The following is a 17,930-nucleotide window of genomic DNA, read 5'->3' as shown; positions in this document are numbered from 1 at the left end:
GGTCAGGGCTTGCGGGCGATGCCGGCGTAACCCATGCGGGCCAGCTCCTCGTCGAGGAAGAGCATGTCGTCACGGTCGGCGAAGGGCCAGACGACCTCGGGTCCGAGCCCCGTCGCCAGGCCGGGCGCGATGAAGGCGAAGTCGCCGAAGAAGGCCTCGATCTCGGCGCGGGGACGCGGGCAGAAGGGCTGGTTGGCCTGCCGGTAGAAGTCGGTGATGCGGGTCGTGCGCTCCGGCGCGGTGTCGGAGCCCACGTGCGAGATCGCCAGGTAGCTGCCCGGCGCCAGCGCCTCGCGGTAGGCGGCGACGAACTTCTGCGGTTCGTCCTCGTCGGGCACCAGGTGCAGGAAGAACATCATGAGCACCGCGACCGGCTGGGAGAAGTCGAGCAGTTCGCGCACGGCGGGATGCCCGAGCATGGCCGCGGGCGTCCTGGCGTCCGCCTCCACCATCGCCACCTGGCCGGGCCCGGCCAGCAGGGCGCGGCCGTGGGCGCACACGACGGGGTCGACGTCCACGTACACCACCCGGGCGTCCGGCGCGTACCGCTGCGCCACCTCGTGCACGTTCTCCGCCGCGGGCAGCCCTGAGCCCAGGTCGAGGAACTGCCTGACGCCCGCCTCCACCAGGTAGCGGACCACCCGCCCGATCAGCTTGCGGTTCTGCCTGGTGCCCTCCCTGGCGTCGGGCAGCACGCTCAAGACCAGCTCGGCCAAGTCCCTGTCGGCCTGGAAGTTGTCCTTGCCGCCGAGGAAGTAGTCGTACATGCGGGCCGCGTTGGGGATGTGCGGGTCCACGCCGCGGGGGATCATCCCCTCATTTTTCCCTATACGGCGGGCAGGCGCAGCACGAAACGGGGCCCTAGGGTCGATTCCTCCGCCGTGATCGTGCCGCGGTGGGCCAGTGCCACGTCCCTGGCGATGGCCAGCCCCAGCCCGGTGCCGCCGGCGTCGCGGCTGCGGGCGGCGTCCAGGCGGGTGAACCGCTCGAAGATCCGGTCGCGGTCCTGAGGGGCGATCTTCGAGCCGTCGTTCTCCACGGCCAGGATCGCGGTGCCGTCCACCCGCGCGACCTCGATGGTGACCAGCGACTCGGCGTGCCGCTCGGCGTTGTCGAGCAGGTTGGTGAGCAGGCGGGCCAGCTGGAGCCTGACGCCCTCCACGATGACGCCGTCCGTCACGGCCAGCCGTACGGGATGCTTGTCGTCGCGGCCGGACAGCTCCTCGCGGACCAGGCCCCCCAGGTCGACCCGCTCCTTGACGACGTCCACGCGCGAGCCGATGCGGGCGAGCAGCAGCAGGTCGGTGATGATCGCCTCGAGCCTGTCGGTGTCGCGCAGCGCGCTCTCCACCAGGATGTTGATGTCGGTGTCCTCGGGGTAGAGCTGGGCGCTCTCCAGCTGGGCGCGCAGCCCGGCGATGGGGGTGCGCAGCTCGTGCGAGGCGTCGGAGGCGAACTGGCGTTGCTGCTCGGCGGAACGTTCCAGCCGGGCCAGCGTGCCGTTTATCGAGCGGGCCAGCTGAGCCACCTCGTCCTCGCCCGACGGCTCGGTGACGCGGCGGCTCAGGTCGCTGGCGTTGACCTCGTCCAGCTCCGAGCGCATCTCGGCGACGGGACGCAGCGCGCGGCCGGTCACCAGCCAGGTGGCCCAGGCTGCGATGCCGGTCAGTATGGCGACCTGGATGAAGACGATGGCCTCCAGTACGCGAGTGGAAAGGATGCCGGGAGTCGTGCGTCCGGCGTAGACGACAGGTGAGTCGGCGGCGGTGTTGAGGCGGACGGCCGTGAGATGGAAGCACCGGGAACGCAGGCAGTTGGTGGTGCTGACGATCCGGTCGTCCGGACTCGGCCATACGTCACTGAGCGGCGGGAGCCCTCGCGCCGCTTCGCTCGTGGCGACCACCGTGCCGCCCGGGTTGACCACCTGCAGCAGATCCACGCTGGAGTCCGACAGCGGGATCAGGCCGGAGGGAAGGTCGCCGTCCCTGAGCTCGGACGTGACGTGGGCGGCGGCGTCCCTGGTCTGTTTCCACACCATGCCGGCCACCACGGACCGGGCGACAAGAACACCGCCCACCCCGACGGGAATCAGGACGGACGCGGCTACGGCGGTCGCAATGAGCGTGACCCGTCCACGGAGGGACCTCGCCCATATGCGTGACACGTCCCGAGGCTACTAATCGGTATCCCAGCCGGATGTCGAGAGAAAGAAAAGTTTCCTCAATGAGCCCTTGGGTCAGGCGGGCAGCCCTGCCCGCGCGGCGAGCGTCCGCAGGGCGCCGTCGAGCGCGTCCCGCTCGGCCTCGCTGAGCCCCTCGGTGAGCTCCTCGTCCAGCTCGGCGGCCAGTTCCGCGCACCGGCCGAGCAGTCGCCCGCCCTCCTCGGTGATCGACAGCAGCTGCCGGCGCCGGTCGTCCTGGTCGCGCACGCGCTGGATCGCGCCGAGCGCCTCCAGATGGTCGGCCAGCGACACGACCAGGCTGGGCGCCACGCCGAGCCGCCTGGCGACGTCCAGCTGTACGGCGGGCCCGCCGGTCTGCAGCGCCAGCATCAGCCCGACGTGCTTGGGCTTGAGGGCCAGCGCGTCGATGCGGGCGGCGAAGCGCGCCTCGGCCATCGCCCCCAGCACGCCCATGCGGAAGGAGTAGGTCGACTGGACTCGGTTCACGGAACCGATGGTATCGCCCAAATATCATTCAAGGGCTGAACGGAGCTATGGCGGTACAGGGGTGATCACGCTACCGTTGGCGCCTGCCGTTTTCTCTCGTTCCAAACTGGATAGTGGTGTGCTCTCATGAGGTTGCTGTCCGTGGCCGTCATGGCCGCGCTTCTGCCGGCCGTCCCCTTGCAGCAGCGGGCCGGGACCACGTACTACGTCGACTCCAGAGCGGGTAGCGACAACGCTTCGGGCACGAGTGCCACGGCGCCGTGGAAGTCGCTGGACAAGGTCAACGCGGCCGATCTGAAGCCCGGCGACGCGATCAGCTTCAAGCGCGGCAGCAGCTTCGACGGCGAGCTGAAGCTGTCGGCCAAGGGCACCGCGGCCAGGCCGATCGTGGCGCAGGCCTACGGCAAGGGGCCGCTGGCGAAGATCACGGGGGAGTGCGTCCTGGTCGACGGCTCCCACTGGCGCATCAGCGGGCTGCGCGCCACCGGCTGCCGCTGGGCCGGCTTCGAGGTCGCGGGCGACGGCAACGTGCTGAGCGAGGTCCAGGCCGACAAGAACATCGCCGGGGTCTGGGTCACGCCGTCAGGGACGCACAACACGATCCGTGACAGCAAGCTCACCGGCAACAACAGGATGAGCGTCGACGACGACACACCCGACAACGACTCCGGCGCGTTCGGCGTGCTGCTCAACGGCGACGACAACCTGGTCACCGGCAACACCATCACCGGCAGCTACGCGAGCAGCCACGACTACAGCACCGACGGCGCCGCGGTCGAGGTGTTCAACGGCGACCGCAACCTGGTGCTGCACAACATCGCCAGGAACAACGAGACCTTCACCGAGCTGGGCGCGCAGAAGGGCAGGACCGCCACCGGCAACGTGTTCGCCTTCAACGTGGTCACCTCCACCAGGAAACGCGGCTCCTTCCTGGTCACCCGCGGCTCCGGCCACGTCGTCGGCCCGGTGCTCGGCACGATCGCCGTGCAGAACTCGGTCTCCCTGCCCGCCCGCGACACGATCGGCTGGTCCTGCGGCGACGGGTGCGGCCCTTCGATACTCAAGCTGCGCAACAACGTCATCTCGGTCGGCGGCCAGGCCGGGTACGAGGACGGCAAGGGCGCCGATGAGGCGGGCAGCGTCTACCAGGCCCGCAGCTTCAAGTTCAAGCTCGGCCCCAGGTCGGTCAAGGCAGACCCGCGCTTCGTCTCCACGTCCGACCTGCACCTGCGCTCCGGCTCACCGGCGATCGGCCGCGGCGTCTCCCTGTCGCCCGACTGGTACGGCGGGGCCAAGTCGTCCCTGTCCAAGGCGCTGCCCTCCACCCCGGACGCGGGCGCCTACCAACATTGATGGGAATCGCTGTCGATTGCCCCGCCTGTCGTTCGACGCATGGTCAGAGAGAAAGGACACAGGCATGAAGTGGAAGATCGAGGTCATCCCGATCCCTGTCACCGACATCGACAAGGCCAAGGCGTTCTACAGCGACAAGCTCGGTTGGAACGTCGACCACGACACCCAGGTCAACCAGGACAACCGGTTCGTGCAGCTGACCCCGCCCGGGTCGGGGTGCTCCATCGTCATCGGCGTCCCCACCGGCGCGGCGCCCGGATCGGTGCAGGGGGTGCAGATCGTTGTGGACGACATCGAGGCCGCCAGGGCCGAGCTGGCGGAGCGGGGCGTGGAGGTCAGCCCGGTCAAGCACTACGAGAAGGACGGCACCCTGTCCGAGGGCAGGGGCGAGCGGTGGAACTCCTTCGTCTTCTTCAACGATCTGGACGGCAACGGCTGGATCCTGCAGGAGCAGGGCTGACGGTTAGGGCTTGCGGGCGATGCCGCCGTACATCAGGCGCTGACCGACCGTGAGCTCGCTCGGCACCGGCTCTTCAGGCCGCCACCGCGGGAGCGCCACCACACCCGGCTCCACCAGGTCGAACCCGTCGAAGAAGGCGGTGATCTCCTCGGGGGTGCGGAAGCGGCCGGTGCCGAGCAGGGCGAGGAACTTGCGCTCGGCGTCGCGGGCGTCCTGGCTCGAGTCGCAGAAGTGGGTGATGAACAGGTGGCTGCCCGAGGGCACGGCCGCCATGTAGGCCTCGACGATGCCGCGCGGGTCCTCGTCGTCGTGCAGGTGGTGCAGGATGCCGACCAGCATGACGGCCACCGGCCTGTCCAGGTCGATCAGGCGCTGGAGCTTGGGGTCGGCCAGGATGGCGGCCGGGTCGCGCAGGTCTGAGGCCAGGACCGCGGTCCTGTCGTTGTCGGCCAGCAGGGCCCGGCCGTGCGCCAGGACCATCGGGTCGTTGTCGACGTACACGGTCCTGGCCCCTGGGTCGGCGCGCTGGGCCACCTGGTGGGTGTTCTCCACGGTGGGCAGGCCGGATCCCAGGTCGAGGAACTGGGTCAGGCCCTGGCCGACCAGGTAGCGCACGCCCCTGCCGAGCATCTGCCTGTTGTAGGCGGCAACGTCGTAGATCTCCGGGACGACCTTCACGATCTCGGCGACGAAGGCCCGGTCGACCTCGAAGTTGTCCTTGCCGTGCAGGACCACGTCGTAGGCCCTGGCGATGCTGGGTCGGGTGGTGTCGATCCCGGTCGGGTCGGCCATGGGGGGCTCCTTCACGATCATCGCGATGATCGACTTTAGCGTGAAAGGAGCGATTCGTAGTCCTTCAGTGTGATGTTGGTGGCGAACTTGTCGGTGAGCTTCATCATCGCCCCGAAGACGAAGCTGCTCTTGAACATCAGGTTGCGCATCCGGATCCTGGCCGGCGTGGCGGGCGCGAGGAACGGGCCCGCGTTGCCGTTCTTGGAGATTTTGGCGTAGGTGCTGAACTCGTCGTGGTAGCGCTGGAAGCCCACTCGGTGGTCGCCGCCCGCCAGGGCCAGCTCGCCCGCCAGCACGTACGCCCCGACCAGGGCCAGCCCGGTGCCGAAGCCGGCCAGGGTGTTGCCGTAGGCGGCGTCGCCGAGCAGCGCGACCCGGCCCTTGCCGTAGGTGTCCACCCTGACCTGGCTGACGGTGTCGAGGTAGACGTCCTTGGACTCCTTGATCGCCTCGAGGATCGCCGGGCCCCGCCACTTCAGGCCCTCGTAGGCGCGCAGCAGCACCAGGCGCTGCTCCTCCATGTCGTGGCGGTCGTACTCGAGCGGCTCGGAGCGGAAGACGAAGAACCCGGGCGCCTTCGGGCCGCCGAGGGAGGCCATCCTGCCGGGCTCGTTGTACATCTTGCCGACAGGGCCGAAGTCGCCGGCGGAGATGTCCACCAGCGCGTAGTAGTGGCCGAGGAAGCGGACGTGGTCGGACTCGGGGCCGAAGGCCAGCCGGCGCACGTTGGAGTGGATGCCGTCGGCGCCGACGACCAGGTCGAAGGTGCGCGGCCCGCCGCGTTCGAAGGTGACGTGCACGCCGCCGGGCGTCTGGGTGAGCGAGGTGATCGAGTCGCCGAAGACGTACTCGCAGGTCTGCCTGGTCCTGTCGTACAGGACGCGGGCCAGGTCGCCGCGCTGGATCTCCAGCTCGCCGCCGGTGAACTCGCCCGGCATCAGGGTCAGCCTGCGGCCGTCGGCGTCGATGATCTCCACGTCGATCCCGCCGGTCTGCAGCCGCCTGACCTCGTCCAGGACGCCCATCCTGGTCAGGACCTCGAAGTGCGGGCCGCCCTTGAAGTCGACGTTCTGTCCGCCGGGCCGCAGGGACGGGGCCTTCTCGACCACGGTGACGTTGAAGCCGAAGCGGGTGAGCCAGTAGGCCAGGGCGGGGCCGCCGATGCTGGCGCCGGAGATGAGGACGTTGGTGTTCTTCATGCCATGAAGGTTCGCCGCCCCCGCTGACAGCCCATGGACTACCGGCTGACAGTCGCCCCGAGCACTGTCAGGGCCTCATCGCGGGTCATCGCCGAGCCCGTAGCGTAGGCGGCGGCGAAGGCCTCGGCGCCGATCGCGGCGGTGGCCTGCCCGGCCACCGCGGCCACGTCGGGGTCGCCCGCCACGGTGGTGCCCCGCAGGGCCACGCCGATGCCGAGCAGCAGGGCGGCGCGCTCCGCGGCCCCTTCCAGCAGGGCGAGCCCGGCCATCCCCTCGGCGACCGCGGCCTGGTCCGAGGTGATCGGTGACCCGCTCGCCTCTTCCAGGGCCTGGCGGAGGCGAAGCTCCGCCTCTCGCAGGTCCCCCCGGGTCTGCGCCACCCGGGCGTGGCCGAGGAAGCAACGCGCCCTGAGCCCGCCGGTGGTGAAGCCGCCCGCCTGCGCGGCCAGCCCGGCGTCGTAGCGCTCGGCGGCCTGGGCATGGTCCGCCTGCCAGCGGGCCAGCTCCGCGAGGGCGAGCTGCGCCACGGCGACGCTGAACGCGCTGCCCGTGCGCCGGGCCAGCTCGAGCGCGCGATGCGCGGCCGCCCACGCGGCCTGCGCCGAGCCCGACCGCCACAGCCCGTCGGCCTGGCGGCACAGCACGTCCACGATCTCCTCGTCGGCGCCGAGCTGTCCCAGCAGGTCAAGCGCCTCGTCCCAGAGGGCGCGCGACCGCTCCCACTCGCCGCGCCAGCCGGCCAGTGATGCGAGCGCGTCCAGCGCCTGCGCGGTGCCCCATCGCTCGCCCACGTCCCTGAACTGCGCCAGCGCCGCCGCAAGCTCGGGCTCGGCGTCGGCGATCTCCCCGCTCAGCGTCCGCAGCAGCCCGACGCTCAGCCGCTCCAGCGCCCTGCTCCACGGGTCGGAGCCGAGCGCCGCTATCTCGGTGCCCTCCTCGGGCGGCCCGGCCACCATTCCCCACAGCGCCGCGGAGAACGGGTGGCGCGGCGGCGCGTCACGCTCGCGCACGATGGCCCTCGCCCGCTCCCAGCACCGCGCCCCGGCCTCGGGTCCCGCGTGCAGCACGGTGACCAGGTATTCCTCCTCCATGCCCGCCGGCACCGTCTCGCCCAGCTCCTCGAGCAGCCGTACGGCAGGCCGTACCGCCTGGCCGCGGCGCCCGCTCAGCCACCAGTACATCGCCAGCGTGGTGATCAGCCGCAGCGCCGTCTCGTGGTCGTGCCGCACGGTCCAGCGCAGCGCGGCCCTGACATTGGCCTCGTCGGCGTCGAGCAGCGCCAGCCAGTCCAGCTGGTCGGCGGTGAACAGGTGCGGCTCGGTCCCCTCGGCCAGGTCGAGGACGTAGGCGGCGTGCGCGGCGAGTACCCGGTCGTGCTCGGCGGACTCGGCGAGCCGGTCGGCGCAGAACAGCCGGATCGTGTCGAGCATCTGGTAGCGCTCGCCGTCGGTCTCGACCAGCGACTTGTCGACGAGGTCGGCGATCAGATCGGCCCCGTCCCGCCCGCACACCCGCTCGATGGCCGCCAGCCGCGCGCCGCCGGAGAACGCCGAGAAGCGCCTGGCCAGTGTCTGTTCGTCGGTGTCGAGCAGGTCCCAGCTCCACTCGACCACGGCGTGCAGCGTCCGGTGGCGCGCGGCGGCCGTGCGGTCGCCGCGCGACAGCAGTCGGAAGCGGCCGTGCTCGGCCAGCCGGGCGGCGATCTCCTCCACCGCGAACGTGCGCACCCGCGCGGCGGCCAGCTCGATCGCCAGCGGCAGCCCCTCGAGCGCCGTGCAGATCCGCAGCACCGCGGCCAGGTTGCCCGGCTCGACCTGGAACCCCGGCCGCACGGCCGAGGCCCGATCGGCGAACAGCCGCACCGCGGGGAAGGCCAGCGCGGCCCCGGCCTCGCCGGGAGGTTCGGCAGGCAGGGGCAGCGGCTGCAGGGGGAGCAGGTGCTCGCCGGTGAGGCCGAGGGGTTCCCTGCTGGTGGCCAGCACGGTCAGGCCCGGGCAGGCGGCCAGCAGGCGCCGGGCCAGCGTGGCGGCGGTGTCGATGACGTGCTCGCAGTTGTCGAGCACGAGCAGCAGCTCCTGCCCGGCCAGCGCCGCCAGCAGGCGCTCGGTGGCGCTCGCGCCGCTGGGCGCGGGCGGGCCGAGCCCGCTCTCGCGCAGCCCGAGCGCGCCGAGCACGGCCGGCGCCACCTGCCCGGGGTCGTCCACGAGGGACAGGTCGACGAGGCAGGCCTCGCCGTGGCGCGCGGCGGCGTACTCGAGCGCCAGCCGGGTCTTGCCGGTGCCGCCTGGCCCGGTGATGGTGATCAGCCGTGCCTGGCCGAGCTCGGCGAGGCGGGCCAGCTCGCGCTCCCTGCCGACGAAGCTGGTCAGCTGGGTGGGCAGCCCGGGGCGGGCGGCGCGCTCGCGCTGCTGGTCGCCGCGGAGGATCGCCAGGTGGACGGCGCGCAGCTCGGGTGACGGGTCGGCGCCCAGCTCCTCGGCCAGCAGCTTGCGCGCCTCTTCGTAGCCGGCCAGCGCCTCGGAGGAGCGGCCCGCCGCGTGCAGGGCGCGCATGAGCAGCCCGCGCGGGCGCTCCCGCAGCGGGTGTTCGGCGACCAGGCGCTGGAGCCCGGCGACGGGACTGGCGTCAGGCAGGGCCAGCTCGGCCTCGAGGAGGTCCTCGGTGGCGTCGAGCCGCAGCTCCTCCAGCCTGGTGATCTGGGTGGCGGCGAACGGCACGTCGGCCACGTCGGCCAGCGCGGGGCCGCGCCACAGCTCCAGCCCCTCGCGCAGCTCGGCCGCCGCCGCGGCGGGCTGCCCGGCGGCCAGCAGCCGCCGCCCCTCGCGGGCAAGCCGCTCGAAGCGGTGCACGTCAACGTCCTCCGGCTCGACCGCCAGCCGGTAGCCGGTGCCGTGGAACTCGACCAGGTCGGCGGGCAGGTTGCGGCGGATCCTGGAGATCTGCGCCTGCACCGCGTTGGCGGCCCCCGCCGGGGGCTCCTGGCCGTACTGGCCGTCGATGAGCCGCTCGACCGGCACCATCCGCCCGGCCTCGAGCAGCAGCATGGCCAGGACGGCGCGCGGCCGGGGCCCGCCGAGGGGGAGGAGCTCTCCGTCGGACGAGCGCACCTCCAGGGGACCCAGGACGCAGAATCGCACGACGCCGATTCTGCCGCATGGGGGGCTAGGCATCCTTCTCATAAACTTATAATCTTCGATGCGATCGAAGGGAGATGATCGCATGAGACGCGCCTTACTCGCTCTCATCCTCCTGGTCGCGGCCCTCGTGGCCGCCCAGGCCAACACGCTGGCGGCCAACGCCGCGAGCGGCACGGTGGTGCTGAAGTTCTACGACACCGCCGGCAACGGCACCGAGCTGACCGCCACCCAGGTGAAGACCGCGATGCACGGCAGCGGCGGCAGCGACAGCGACGCGCTGCTCGACCCCGCCACTCTGCAGGACGTCACGGAGTACCCGCTGTACAAGAGCGGATCGCCGGCCCGCTGGCGCTTCGACATCCCGGGGCAGGCGGTGGCCTTCGCGGTGAACTGGCCGACCACGCGCGGCTACTCCACCGTCATCGTCGACAACGGCGGCGGCGGCTTCACCTCGGGCAGCACGATCGTGTTCAACCACCAGGCCGCCAAGGACGCCAAGCGGCGGCTCGACGCGGCGCTGGCCGTACGGACCGACTACGTGCACTCGGCCGCCTTCGACAACGCCTACGCCAGCGCGGCGAGCAACCTGGGCTCGGCCGACGCCGCCACCACCGACGCCGACAGGGGCAAATACGGCCAGCGGGCCCTGAGCGCCGTGAACACGGCCTACGACCTGCTGCTGAGCGAGTACGGCCCGGCCTACGCCAAGGCGCACGGCACGGACCCGTGGATGGGGCTGACCGTCGACAACGTGACCGCCTACCCCGGCTGGGCGTCGCTGGCCGGCACGCTGACCAGCCCGTTCGGCTGGGTGCGGATCGTGTTCGACCCGGGCGTGGACCACGGCGACGTCGAGCACTACCGGGCCGCCGTGAACGCCGCGCACGCGGCCGGGCTGAAGGTCGTCGCCCAGCCCATCGACTCGGCCTTCGCCTCGGGCTACACGCGGGCCCAGTACCTGGCGCGGATCAAGGCCTACGTGGACGCCTACCCGGGCGTCGAGGCGTGGGAGGTGGCCAACGAGGTCAACGGCTGCTGGGTGGACGGCTACACCGACAGCTCCGGCACCTGCAACGGCACGCTGGTGCCGGCCAACGACCGGATCAAGAACAAGATCGCCGACGCGGCCGCCTACATCAGGTCCAAGGGCTCGGCCAAGGTGGTGCTCACGCTGTACTGGCAGCTGGGCACGGACGCGGCGAAGTGGTCGACGTTCAACTGGGCGCGGGCCAACCTGTCCGCCTCGACCCGGCAGGACCTGGACGTGGTCACCCTGTCCACCTACGTCGAGGACGCGCCCATGGGGCTGGCCTTCGACCAGGTCATGCGGGCCATGCAGGCCGAGTTCCCCGCCCAGAAGATCGCGGTCGGGGAGCTCGACTACTGGTCGTCCGACACGACCAAGGCGTACTGGGCCTTCAACCAGAGCGACACACTGGCCGGCAGGCGCGCGGTGGCGGCCCAGTACTACGCCGCCGCCCTCGGCTACGCGCGCAGCGTCGGCGGCTGCTTCTGGTGGTACTTCGTCCAGGAGGTGCCGGGCGACTCCCAGCTTCAGTCCGCCATCCGCGGCGTGACGGACCGGCTCACCTGAGGTCCAGGATCGCGCGTGAACCCTGCGCGGCGACCCGGTAGCGGGCCCGGTCGCCGCGCACCACGCTGCGGCAGTGCTCGACCGGCCTGCCCTGCTGGTCGAAGGCGAGCAGCTCGATCAGCAGGGCGGGCCTGCCGCGCCGCTGGTCGAGCAGCTCGGCCTCGCGGGTGCCGAGCGCCACCGGCTCGATGGTCTCCTCGGCGTGGTCGAGCCGCGTGTCGTAGCGGTCGGCCAGCAGCCCGTACAGCGAGCCGCCCTCCAGGTCCTCTTCAAGCAGCCCGGGGAAGCGGGCGGCGGGCAGGTGCACCTCCTCGACCACCAGGGGTTCGCCGTCGGCCAGCCGCAGCCGCTCCAGGTAGATGGTGGCCGCGCCGGGCTCCAGGCGCAGCGCGGCGGCCACCACGCCGGAGGCGGGCTCCTCGCGGGCGGCCAGCAGCCGGGAGGAGGGCTCGATCCCGGCCGCGCGCATCTCCTGGGTGAACGAGCCGAGCAGCTGCAGGTTCCGCTCGACGGGCGCCTCGGTGACGTAGGTGCCGCGGCCGCGCATACGCACCAGGCGGCGGTCGCGGGTGAGCTCGTCCAGCGCCCGCCGCACGGTGATCAGGCTGCAGCTGTAGAAGTCGCACAGTTCCCGCTCGCCGGGCAGCCGGTCGCCCGGGCGGAGCGCCCCGCGGTCGAGCGCGTCGCGAATGTGCTGGTACACCTGGTAGTGCAGGGGGATCGGACCCTGTTCGAGCTTGATGGGTCCGCCGCTGAAGACGCTCACGTGTCCCACACAACCAGAGCGGCGCCGTGCCCCGCCACTCGGACGCGCGCCTCGCCGATCGGCCGCCTCCCGTGGGGTTCGAGGAGATGTACGGCTTTCGCCGCCCCGGGCAGGTGGAGGGTGGCCTCGACGGGATCGGGGGAGTGGTTGGTGAGGGCGAGCACCCCGCCTTCGGGGCCGTGCAGCGCGCCACCGGTGACCCCCTCGGCCCAGGCCTCCTCGCGGGCGTCGGCCAGGTCGGCCAGGCCCTGGTAGAGCGCCTTCCACCCGGCGTGGCGGCGGTGGGCGTCCGGGACGCGGGCCAGCAGGAGCTCGACCGGGTAGGCGCACAGGACGACCCGGCCGGCCTCCTGCCCCGGCGAAACGACCAGGGCCGGCTCGCCGTCCGCGTCGACGGCGACCACCCGGGCCGACGGGTCCGTGACGGCCAGCCGTACCCCTCGCAGGGTCGGGTCGTCGTCGGCCGCGGGGAGCGTGAGGACGGCGCCCGGCTCCAGCGGACCCCACGGCTCGACGAAGCGGAGGGTGACCGTGTCGGCGGCGGGGGCGCGGTCGGCGATCGCGCAGCCGGTGAGCCGGTCCAGGTCGGGGATGGCGACGTCGGCCGACAGGGAGGCGTAGATCGTGCCGCCGCCGGCCAGGTACGCGGGCGCGCCGTCCCAGAAGGAGGCGCGCACGTGCCACAGCGACGTCGTGGTGGAGGCCAGCGGGGCGGGCAGCATCACCAGGCGCTCCGACGGCCACACCTCGTCCAGGCGCTCCCGGGGGAACGAGACGGCCATGCCCGCCCCCGCCGCCAGCACGAACGCGTTGAGCCAGGCCCGGACCAGAGGCTTCACGCTCGGGTCCGGGCGCCAGGTCAGCTCGGCGGGCACGTAAGGGCCGTGCGGGGCCTCCAGGCCGTAGGAGGCGGGGTCGTAGGGGTGGACGTACTCGTGCGGGACCATGATCGCGGCCCGCGGTGACGGGCCGTGGGCGGCGTGCCGTACCAGGTCGAGGTCCTGCAGCGTGGCGGCCAGGTCGGCGAGCACCTGGCCGCGGGGGCGCAGCTCGCCGCCCGCGGTGACCATGCCGAACTGGGTCTCGTGCGGCATCCGCGAGTACGGCACGCGGCGGTACGCGGCCGGCTCGCAGTCGCTCCAGCACCACGACACGAACCCGATCGCCCCGCGGCCGAGCGCCGACCAGCACAGCAGCCGGTCGTAGGCGGCGATGCGGGCCGGGTCGAACTGCGTGGAGGAGGCGCCGAACTCGTGCAGCATCACCGGCCTGCCCGCCCCCTCCGCCAGCGCCACCTCGAAGGCGGCGGCGTGGGTCATCCGCGGGTCGAGCAGCCCGTCCGGGTACAGCTCGGGCGAGTAGATCGGATACGGGTGGACGCAGGCGAAGTCGAGCAGCGGCGCGACCACGTCCGCGCGGAACGGCCCGTGGTCCACCTCCTGCGAGGCGGTGCCGACCGTGATCGGGTGTCCCGCCGGGCGCAGCGCCTCGACCAGGCCCGACGTCCAGGCCCTGGCGTCGTCGTCGGTGGTGCCCTCCACGGCCCAGAACGGCGGCTCGTCGGTCAGGTCCCACGCGATGATCGCCGGATGGCCCGCCCACCGCTCGGCGAAGCGCCTGGCGTGCGCCTCCTGCGCCGCGCGCAGGTCCGCGTCGGCGTGCGGGTTGCGGCCCTCGCGCCACGGCACGTCCCAGAACGCGTCGCCGACCTCGCCGCCCACGAACAGCGTCGGATGCAGGTACACGCCGTGGCGCCCGGCGGACTCCAGGATCTCGTCGAGGACCTTCGCGTGCTCCTCGTCGTAGCTGCCGGGGGAGGGCTCGACGGCCGCCCAGATCAGGTCGATCCTGGCGATGTTCAGTCCCAGCGCGGCCATCCGGGCGAACGCCTCGTCGAACGCCTTCGCCGAGGTCCGCCACGGCCAGTCCGGCCCCTCGGGCGGCACCACGTGGGTGCCCACCGGGATGATCGGACGCCCGTCGATCTGCAGATAACGCAACCTCTACTCCCTCGTCGTGATCTTGTTGCCCACCGTGAACCGGCCGGGATCGCGGCCCTGCGCGACCGCCAGCCGCCAGGCCAGCACCTGGAACGGGATCGCCGCCACCCCCGGCATCAGCAGCCTGTCCGCCGTGCCGACCGGCACCACGCTGACCCCCGCCTCCACCGGCTCGCCCGCCAGCAGCAGTACGGCGGCGCCGTGCGAGGCCACCTCCCGCGCCAGCGCCACGTCCAGCGCGAACGTCTCCGGCTCCGTGGCCACCACGGCCACCGCGAGCCCGGGGCCTGCCAGCTCCAGCGGCCCGTGCCGGAACTCCGCCGCGTCCAGGCACTCCGCGGCGAACCCCGCAGCCTCCTTCAGCACCAGCGCGCCCAGGTCGGCGGCCGCCCTGGCGGTGCCGCGCCCCACCAGCACGGCTCCCTGACGATCGCCGGCCCACCCCGCCATGGTCGCGGCGAGCTCGTCGGGCCTGTCCAGGACCCGCCGCGCCGCGTCCGCAGCCACCCGCGCCGCCGCCGGGTCCTGGGAGCCGGCCCCCGTGATCGCGCCCACCACCGCGCCCAGCGTCGGGAACGTGGCCGCGAACGTCATCGTGGACGGGCCGAGCTCGGGACCCGCCGCCGTGTCCAGGGCGACGTTGGCTGCGGCCGCCAGCGGGTTGTCCACGCCGTTGGTGATGGTGACCAGGCGGGCGCGGATGCCGGACCTGGTCAGGCGGACCAGCTCGGCGCTGCGGCCCGACTGGCTGATCGCCACCACCAGCGTGTCCTCCGACAGCGCGGGCAGCCGGAAGTGGACCAGTTCGGCCGTGTTGACCGTGGTGGCCAGGATCCCGGCCGAGCCGAGCACGCTGGCCGCCGCCAGGCACGCGTCGTGGGAGGCGCCCATGCCCGTCAGCAGGACGTGGCGCGCCCCGGAGGCCAGCGCGGCCAGCCGTACCAGCTGCGGGCGCTGGGACTCCAGCGCCCGCGCCGAGCGCTCGATCGCGGCCGGTTGGCCGAGGATCTCGTTGAGGAAGATGTCGTGCATCAGCCGTCCTTTACTGCGCCTGCGGTAAGACCCTCGACGAAGCGGCGCTGCAGCACCGCGAAGAACGCCACCATGGGCAGGATCGTGATCACGGCCCCGGCCATGCTGTCGGTCCAGCTCACGCTGTTCTTCCTGGCCAGCAGGGCGAGCCCGACGGGCAGCGTGCGCATCTGCTCCGAATCGGTCACAATCAGCGGCCACAGGAAGTCGTTCCACGCGCCGAGGAAGGTGAAGATGGCCAGCGCCGCCATCGCGGGCCTGGCCACCGGAAAGACGATCTTGCGAAGGATCTGCAGCTCCCTGGCCCCGTCGAGCCGGGCCGACTCCAGCACCGCGTCCGGGATGGACTGCAGGTACTGGCGCATCAGGAACACCCCGAACACCTGCACGGCGCTCGGCGCGATCAGCCCGAAGTAGGTGTCGGTGGCGTGCAGCTCCACCATCAGCCGGTACAGCGGCACCAGGTTCACCTGGAAGGGCACCATCAGCGTGATCAGCAGCAGCCAGAACAGCGCGGTCCTGCCGCGGAAGCGCAGCTTGGCGAAGGCGTAGGCGGCGGCCGTGTCGAACACCACGTTCAGCAGCACCACCGCCGCCGTCACGATCGAGCTGTTCAGCAGGAAGCGCCCGAACGGCAGCTCGGTGAACACCCGCCCGTAGGCGTCGAAGGTCTGCGGCAGCCAGCCGGGCGTCCACACGTCGGCAGGGGTGCGCAGCGAGGTGCGGACCATCCACAGGAACGGCCAGGCCATCGCCACCGCGGTGAGCGCCAGCGTGGCGTACACGAGCGCGCGCTTCACCGACGCTCCCCTCTGAGCTGCAGGTAGGACAGCACGGCCAGGATGAGGAACAGCACGTACGCCACCGCGGAGGCCTTGCCGAGCTCCAGGTCCTTGAAGCGGTCGACCAGGTAGTACACCAGCGTGGTCGTCGAGCCCGCGGGACCGCCGTGGGTCATCACGAACATCTGGTCGAAGGCCTGGAAGCTGCCGATGACGCCGATCACGTACACGAACAGCAGGGTGGGCCGCAGGCCCGGCAGCGTGACGTGCCAGAAGCGGCGAAGCGCGCCGGCGCCGTCCACCGCTGCCGCGCCGTACAGGTCCCGCGGGATGGACTGCAGCGCGGCCAGGAAGACGACCGTCTCGAAGCCGAAGCCCTGCCAGATGCTGGCCGCGGCGACGCCGAGCAGGCTGGTGGACGGATCCGCCAGCCAGGGGTGGCCGGGCACGCCGAACAGGCCGAGGGCGGTGTTGAGGATGCCGTCCTCGTTGAGGATCATCTTCCAGACCGTGGCGGTGACGACCAGCGATGTGGTCACCGGCAGGAAGTAGACGGTCCTGAAGAAGCCGACCCCCTTGATCCGCTGGTTGAGCAGGAGGGCGGCGCCCAGGCCGAGCGCGGGGCCGACGCCCATGCCGACGATCGTGAAGACCGCCGTGTTGAGCAGCGCCTGGCGGAACCTGGCCGAGCCGAACAGCTCGGCGTAGTTCTGCAGCCCGGTGAAGACGGGCGCGGTGACGCCGCTGTAGTCGGTCATGCTCCAGTAGGCGGACACGATCATCGGCAGGTACAGGAAGGCAGCCGCGGCCAGGAGTGCGGGCGCGATGAGCAGGTAGGGCGTCGGGTCGGGTCGTTTCTTGCGCGTCACGCGGTGCTTGCTCGCCGGGCGGACGGCCGGCTCAGTCAACGAGTAGATCGTCGACCTCCTTCGCCGCGTCCGACAGCGCCTGCTGCGGGGACTTCTTGTCGAGCAGCGCGGCGGTGACCGCGTCCTGGACGGCCCTGTCGACGTCCGTCCACTGCTTGACGTAGGGGTAGTGGTGGGCGGTGCCCAGCGCCTGCTGGAAGACCGGGAAGGTCTGCTGGCCGCCGAAGTACGGGTCGGGCATGGTCAGGGCCGGGTCCTTGAGCGCCGCCTCGGTCGCGGGCGCCGCGCCCGCCTGCGTGAAGACCTTGACCTGCTGCGGCGGCTGGAGCAGGAACTGGATGAACTGCCAGGCGGCGTCCCTGTGCTCGGAGGAGACGGGGATGCTCAGGCCGGTGCCGCCGAGGTAGGAGCCGGGCTGGACGTCGATCGGGGCGGGCGCGATGGCCCACTTGCCCTTCTGGTCGGGCGCGCCGTCCTTCAGCACGCCCATCATGTACGGGCCGTTGAGGAACATGGCGATCCTGCCGTCCTTCACGCCCGCGATGCCGCTGGAGTCGCCCTGGTCGTCGCCCCAGTAGACGCCGCCGCGCTTGAGCAGCTCGCGCAGCTGGGTCAGCGCCCTGACGCCCTGCGGGCCCTGGAAGACCGCCTTGCCGTTCTGCACGAGGTCGCCGCCCGCCTGGTAGAGGAACTGGGCGAAGTGGAAGGTGTCCGGGAGTACCTGGAACTTCCCCTTCCTGAGGCTGGACGCCGTGCTGATGAGATCGTTCCAGGTCTTCGGCGGATCCTTGATCAGGTCCTTGCGGTAGTACAGGGCGTAGGCGTCGAAGTCGTACAGCGCGGTCACGAAGTGGCCGTCGAAGCGCATCGCCTCCAGCGCGCCCTTGCCGTAGAGCGTGTCCAGCGGCTTGTCCGGCAGCTCGGCCAGTGTCTTCTTCGCCGCGTACGCCGGGATCCACGTCATGTCCAGCGTCGCCACGTCGGGCGCGGTGCCGCTGGAGACCGCGGTGGCGTACTTCTGGCGCATCGTCTCGTAGTCGTAGGCCTGGTAGTCGACCTTGATGCCCGGGTGGGTGCGCTCGAACTCCCCGACGACCGGCTTGATGGGCGTGGAACTGCCGTAGTAGTCCCAGACCGTGATGGTCGTGGGGCCCTTCTGCGGCGTCGCCGTGCCGCACGCGGCCAGGCAGGTCAGCAGGGCCAGCGCACCGATGCTGCGGTGCATGGGATCTCCTGGGGTATTGATTAGAAGCTTATGAGCTTCATAGCATTGGCGCC

Annotated in this window: 15 protein-coding genes; 3 read left to right on the top strand and 12 right to left on the bottom strand. The window is 71.7% G+C overall.

The window, feature by feature from the left end; genetic code table 11:
* Positions 1-2: 2 nt before the first annotated feature.
* The 3 genes from KIK09_RS03850 to KIK09_RS03840 form a co-directional block, all read right to left on the bottom strand.
* Complete coding sequence (locus tag KIK09_RS03850) at positions 3-812, bottom strand: SAM-dependent methyltransferase (RefSeq protein ID WP_214317211.1); 810 nt, start codon at positions 810-812, stop codon at positions 3-5.
* A gap of 14 nt (positions 813-826) precedes the next feature.
* The gene (locus KIK09_RS03845) at positions 827-2,038 is read right to left on the bottom strand and encodes a sensor histidine kinase (protein ID WP_250572503.1); all 1,212 of its coding nucleotides are present in this window, start codon (positions 2,036-2,038) and stop codon (positions 827-829) included.
* Between the two features lie 198 nt (positions 2,039-2,236).
* Positions 2,237-2,668 (bottom strand): MarR family winged helix-turn-helix transcriptional regulator, encoded by a 432-nt coding sequence (locus KIK09_RS03840; RefSeq protein WP_308163902.1) that lies wholly within the window; start codon positions 2,666-2,668, stop codon positions 2,237-2,239.
* Positions 2,669-2,794: 126 nt separating this feature from the next.
* Between KIK09_RS03840 and KIK09_RS03835 the strand changes: the two genes are divergently transcribed.
* Both KIK09_RS03835 and KIK09_RS03830 read left to right on the top strand, forming a co-directional pair.
* A complete protein-coding gene (locus KIK09_RS03835; RefSeq protein ID WP_250572502.1) occupies positions 2,795-4,021 on the top strand; it encodes a right-handed parallel beta-helix repeat-containing protein in 1,227 nt (408 codons plus the stop codon).
* Between the two features lie 64 nt (positions 4,022-4,085).
* A complete protein-coding gene (locus KIK09_RS03830; protein ID WP_214317209.1) occupies positions 4,086-4,481 on the top strand; it encodes a VOC family protein in 396 nt (131 codons plus the stop codon).
* Between the two features lie 3 nt (positions 4,482-4,484).
* Here the strand turns inward: KIK09_RS03830 and KIK09_RS03825 are convergent, their stop codons facing one another.
* The 3 genes from KIK09_RS03825 to KIK09_RS03815 are packed head-to-tail and all read right to left on the bottom strand — an operon-like array spanning position 4,485 to position 9,609.
* Complete coding sequence (locus KIK09_RS03825) at positions 4,485-5,273, bottom strand: SAM-dependent methyltransferase (RefSeq protein WP_214317208.1); 789 nt, start codon at positions 5,271-5,273, stop codon at positions 4,485-4,487.
* 35 nt (positions 5,274-5,308) lie between these two features.
* A complete protein-coding gene (locus KIK09_RS03820) occupies positions 5,309-6,472 on the bottom strand; it encodes an FAD-dependent monooxygenase (RefSeq protein ID WP_214317207.1) in 1,164 nt (387 codons plus the stop codon).
* Between the two features lie 38 nt (positions 6,473-6,510).
* Entirely contained in the window at positions 6,511-9,609 is a 3,099-nt protein-coding gene (locus KIK09_RS03815) for an AfsR/SARP family transcriptional regulator (RefSeq protein WP_214317206.1), read from the bottom strand.
* 82 nt (positions 9,610-9,691) lie between these two features.
* Here KIK09_RS03815 and KIK09_RS03810 point away from each other — a divergent pair, with 82 nt between their 5' ends.
* Positions 9,692-11,203 carry a hypothetical protein gene (locus tag KIK09_RS03810; protein ID WP_214317205.1) on the top strand — a complete coding sequence of 504 codons (1,512 nt, stop codon included), beginning with the start codon at positions 9,692-9,694 and terminating at the stop codon, positions 11,201-11,203.
* Here the strand turns inward: KIK09_RS03810 and KIK09_RS03805 are convergent.
* Genes KIK09_RS03805 through KIK09_RS03780 form a run of 6 tightly spaced genes read right to left on the bottom strand, consistent with a single transcriptional unit; the run spans position 11,196 to position 17,877 of the window.
* Positions 11,196-11,969, bottom strand: coding sequence for a GntR family transcriptional regulator (locus KIK09_RS03805; RefSeq protein ID WP_214317204.1), 774 nt, complete (start codon positions 11,967-11,969; stop codon positions 11,196-11,198). The two genes, KIK09_RS03810 and KIK09_RS03805, sit on opposite strands and share 8 nt — an antisense overlap.
* On the bottom strand, positions 11,966-13,969 hold the full coding sequence (locus KIK09_RS03800; protein WP_214317203.1) for a glycoside hydrolase 5 family protein: 2,004 nt from the start codon (positions 13,967-13,969) through the stop codon (positions 11,966-11,968). The genes KIK09_RS03805 and KIK09_RS03800 overlap by 4 nt, the downstream gene beginning before the upstream one ends.
* A gap of 3 nt (positions 13,970-13,972) precedes the next feature.
* On the bottom strand, positions 13,973-15,001 hold the full coding sequence (locus KIK09_RS58955; protein WP_214317202.1) for an SIS domain-containing protein: 1,029 nt from the start codon (positions 14,999-15,001) through the stop codon (positions 13,973-13,975).
* Positions 15,001-15,801, bottom strand: a complete 801-nt coding sequence (locus KIK09_RS57355; protein WP_214317201.1) for a carbohydrate ABC transporter permease — start codon at positions 15,799-15,801, stop codon at positions 15,001-15,003. The genes KIK09_RS58955 and KIK09_RS57355 overlap by 1 nt, the downstream gene beginning before the upstream one ends.
* Positions 15,798-16,691 (bottom strand): carbohydrate ABC transporter permease, encoded by an 894-nt coding sequence (locus KIK09_RS03785; RefSeq protein WP_214317200.1) that lies wholly within the window; start codon positions 16,689-16,691, stop codon positions 15,798-15,800. The genes KIK09_RS57355 and KIK09_RS03785 overlap by 4 nt, the downstream gene beginning before the upstream one ends.
* Positions 16,684-17,877 carry an ABC transporter substrate-binding protein gene (locus KIK09_RS03780; RefSeq protein ID WP_214317199.1) on the bottom strand — a complete coding sequence of 398 codons (1,194 nt, stop codon included), beginning with the start codon at positions 17,875-17,877 and terminating at the stop codon, positions 16,684-16,686. Before KIK09_RS03780 ends, KIK09_RS03785 begins: the two co-directional genes overlap by 8 nt.
* Between the last annotated feature and the right edge of the window lie 53 nt (positions 17,878-17,930).

This window comes from Nonomuraea sediminis (assembly GCF_018531495.1).
GTDB classification, from domain to species: domain Bacteria; phylum Actinomycetota; class Actinomycetes; order Streptosporangiales; family Streptosporangiaceae; genus Nonomuraea; species Nonomuraea sediminis.
The sequence above is the reverse complement of the archived record's forward strand: the minus strand, read 5'-3'. Positions and strand labels throughout refer to the sequence as shown.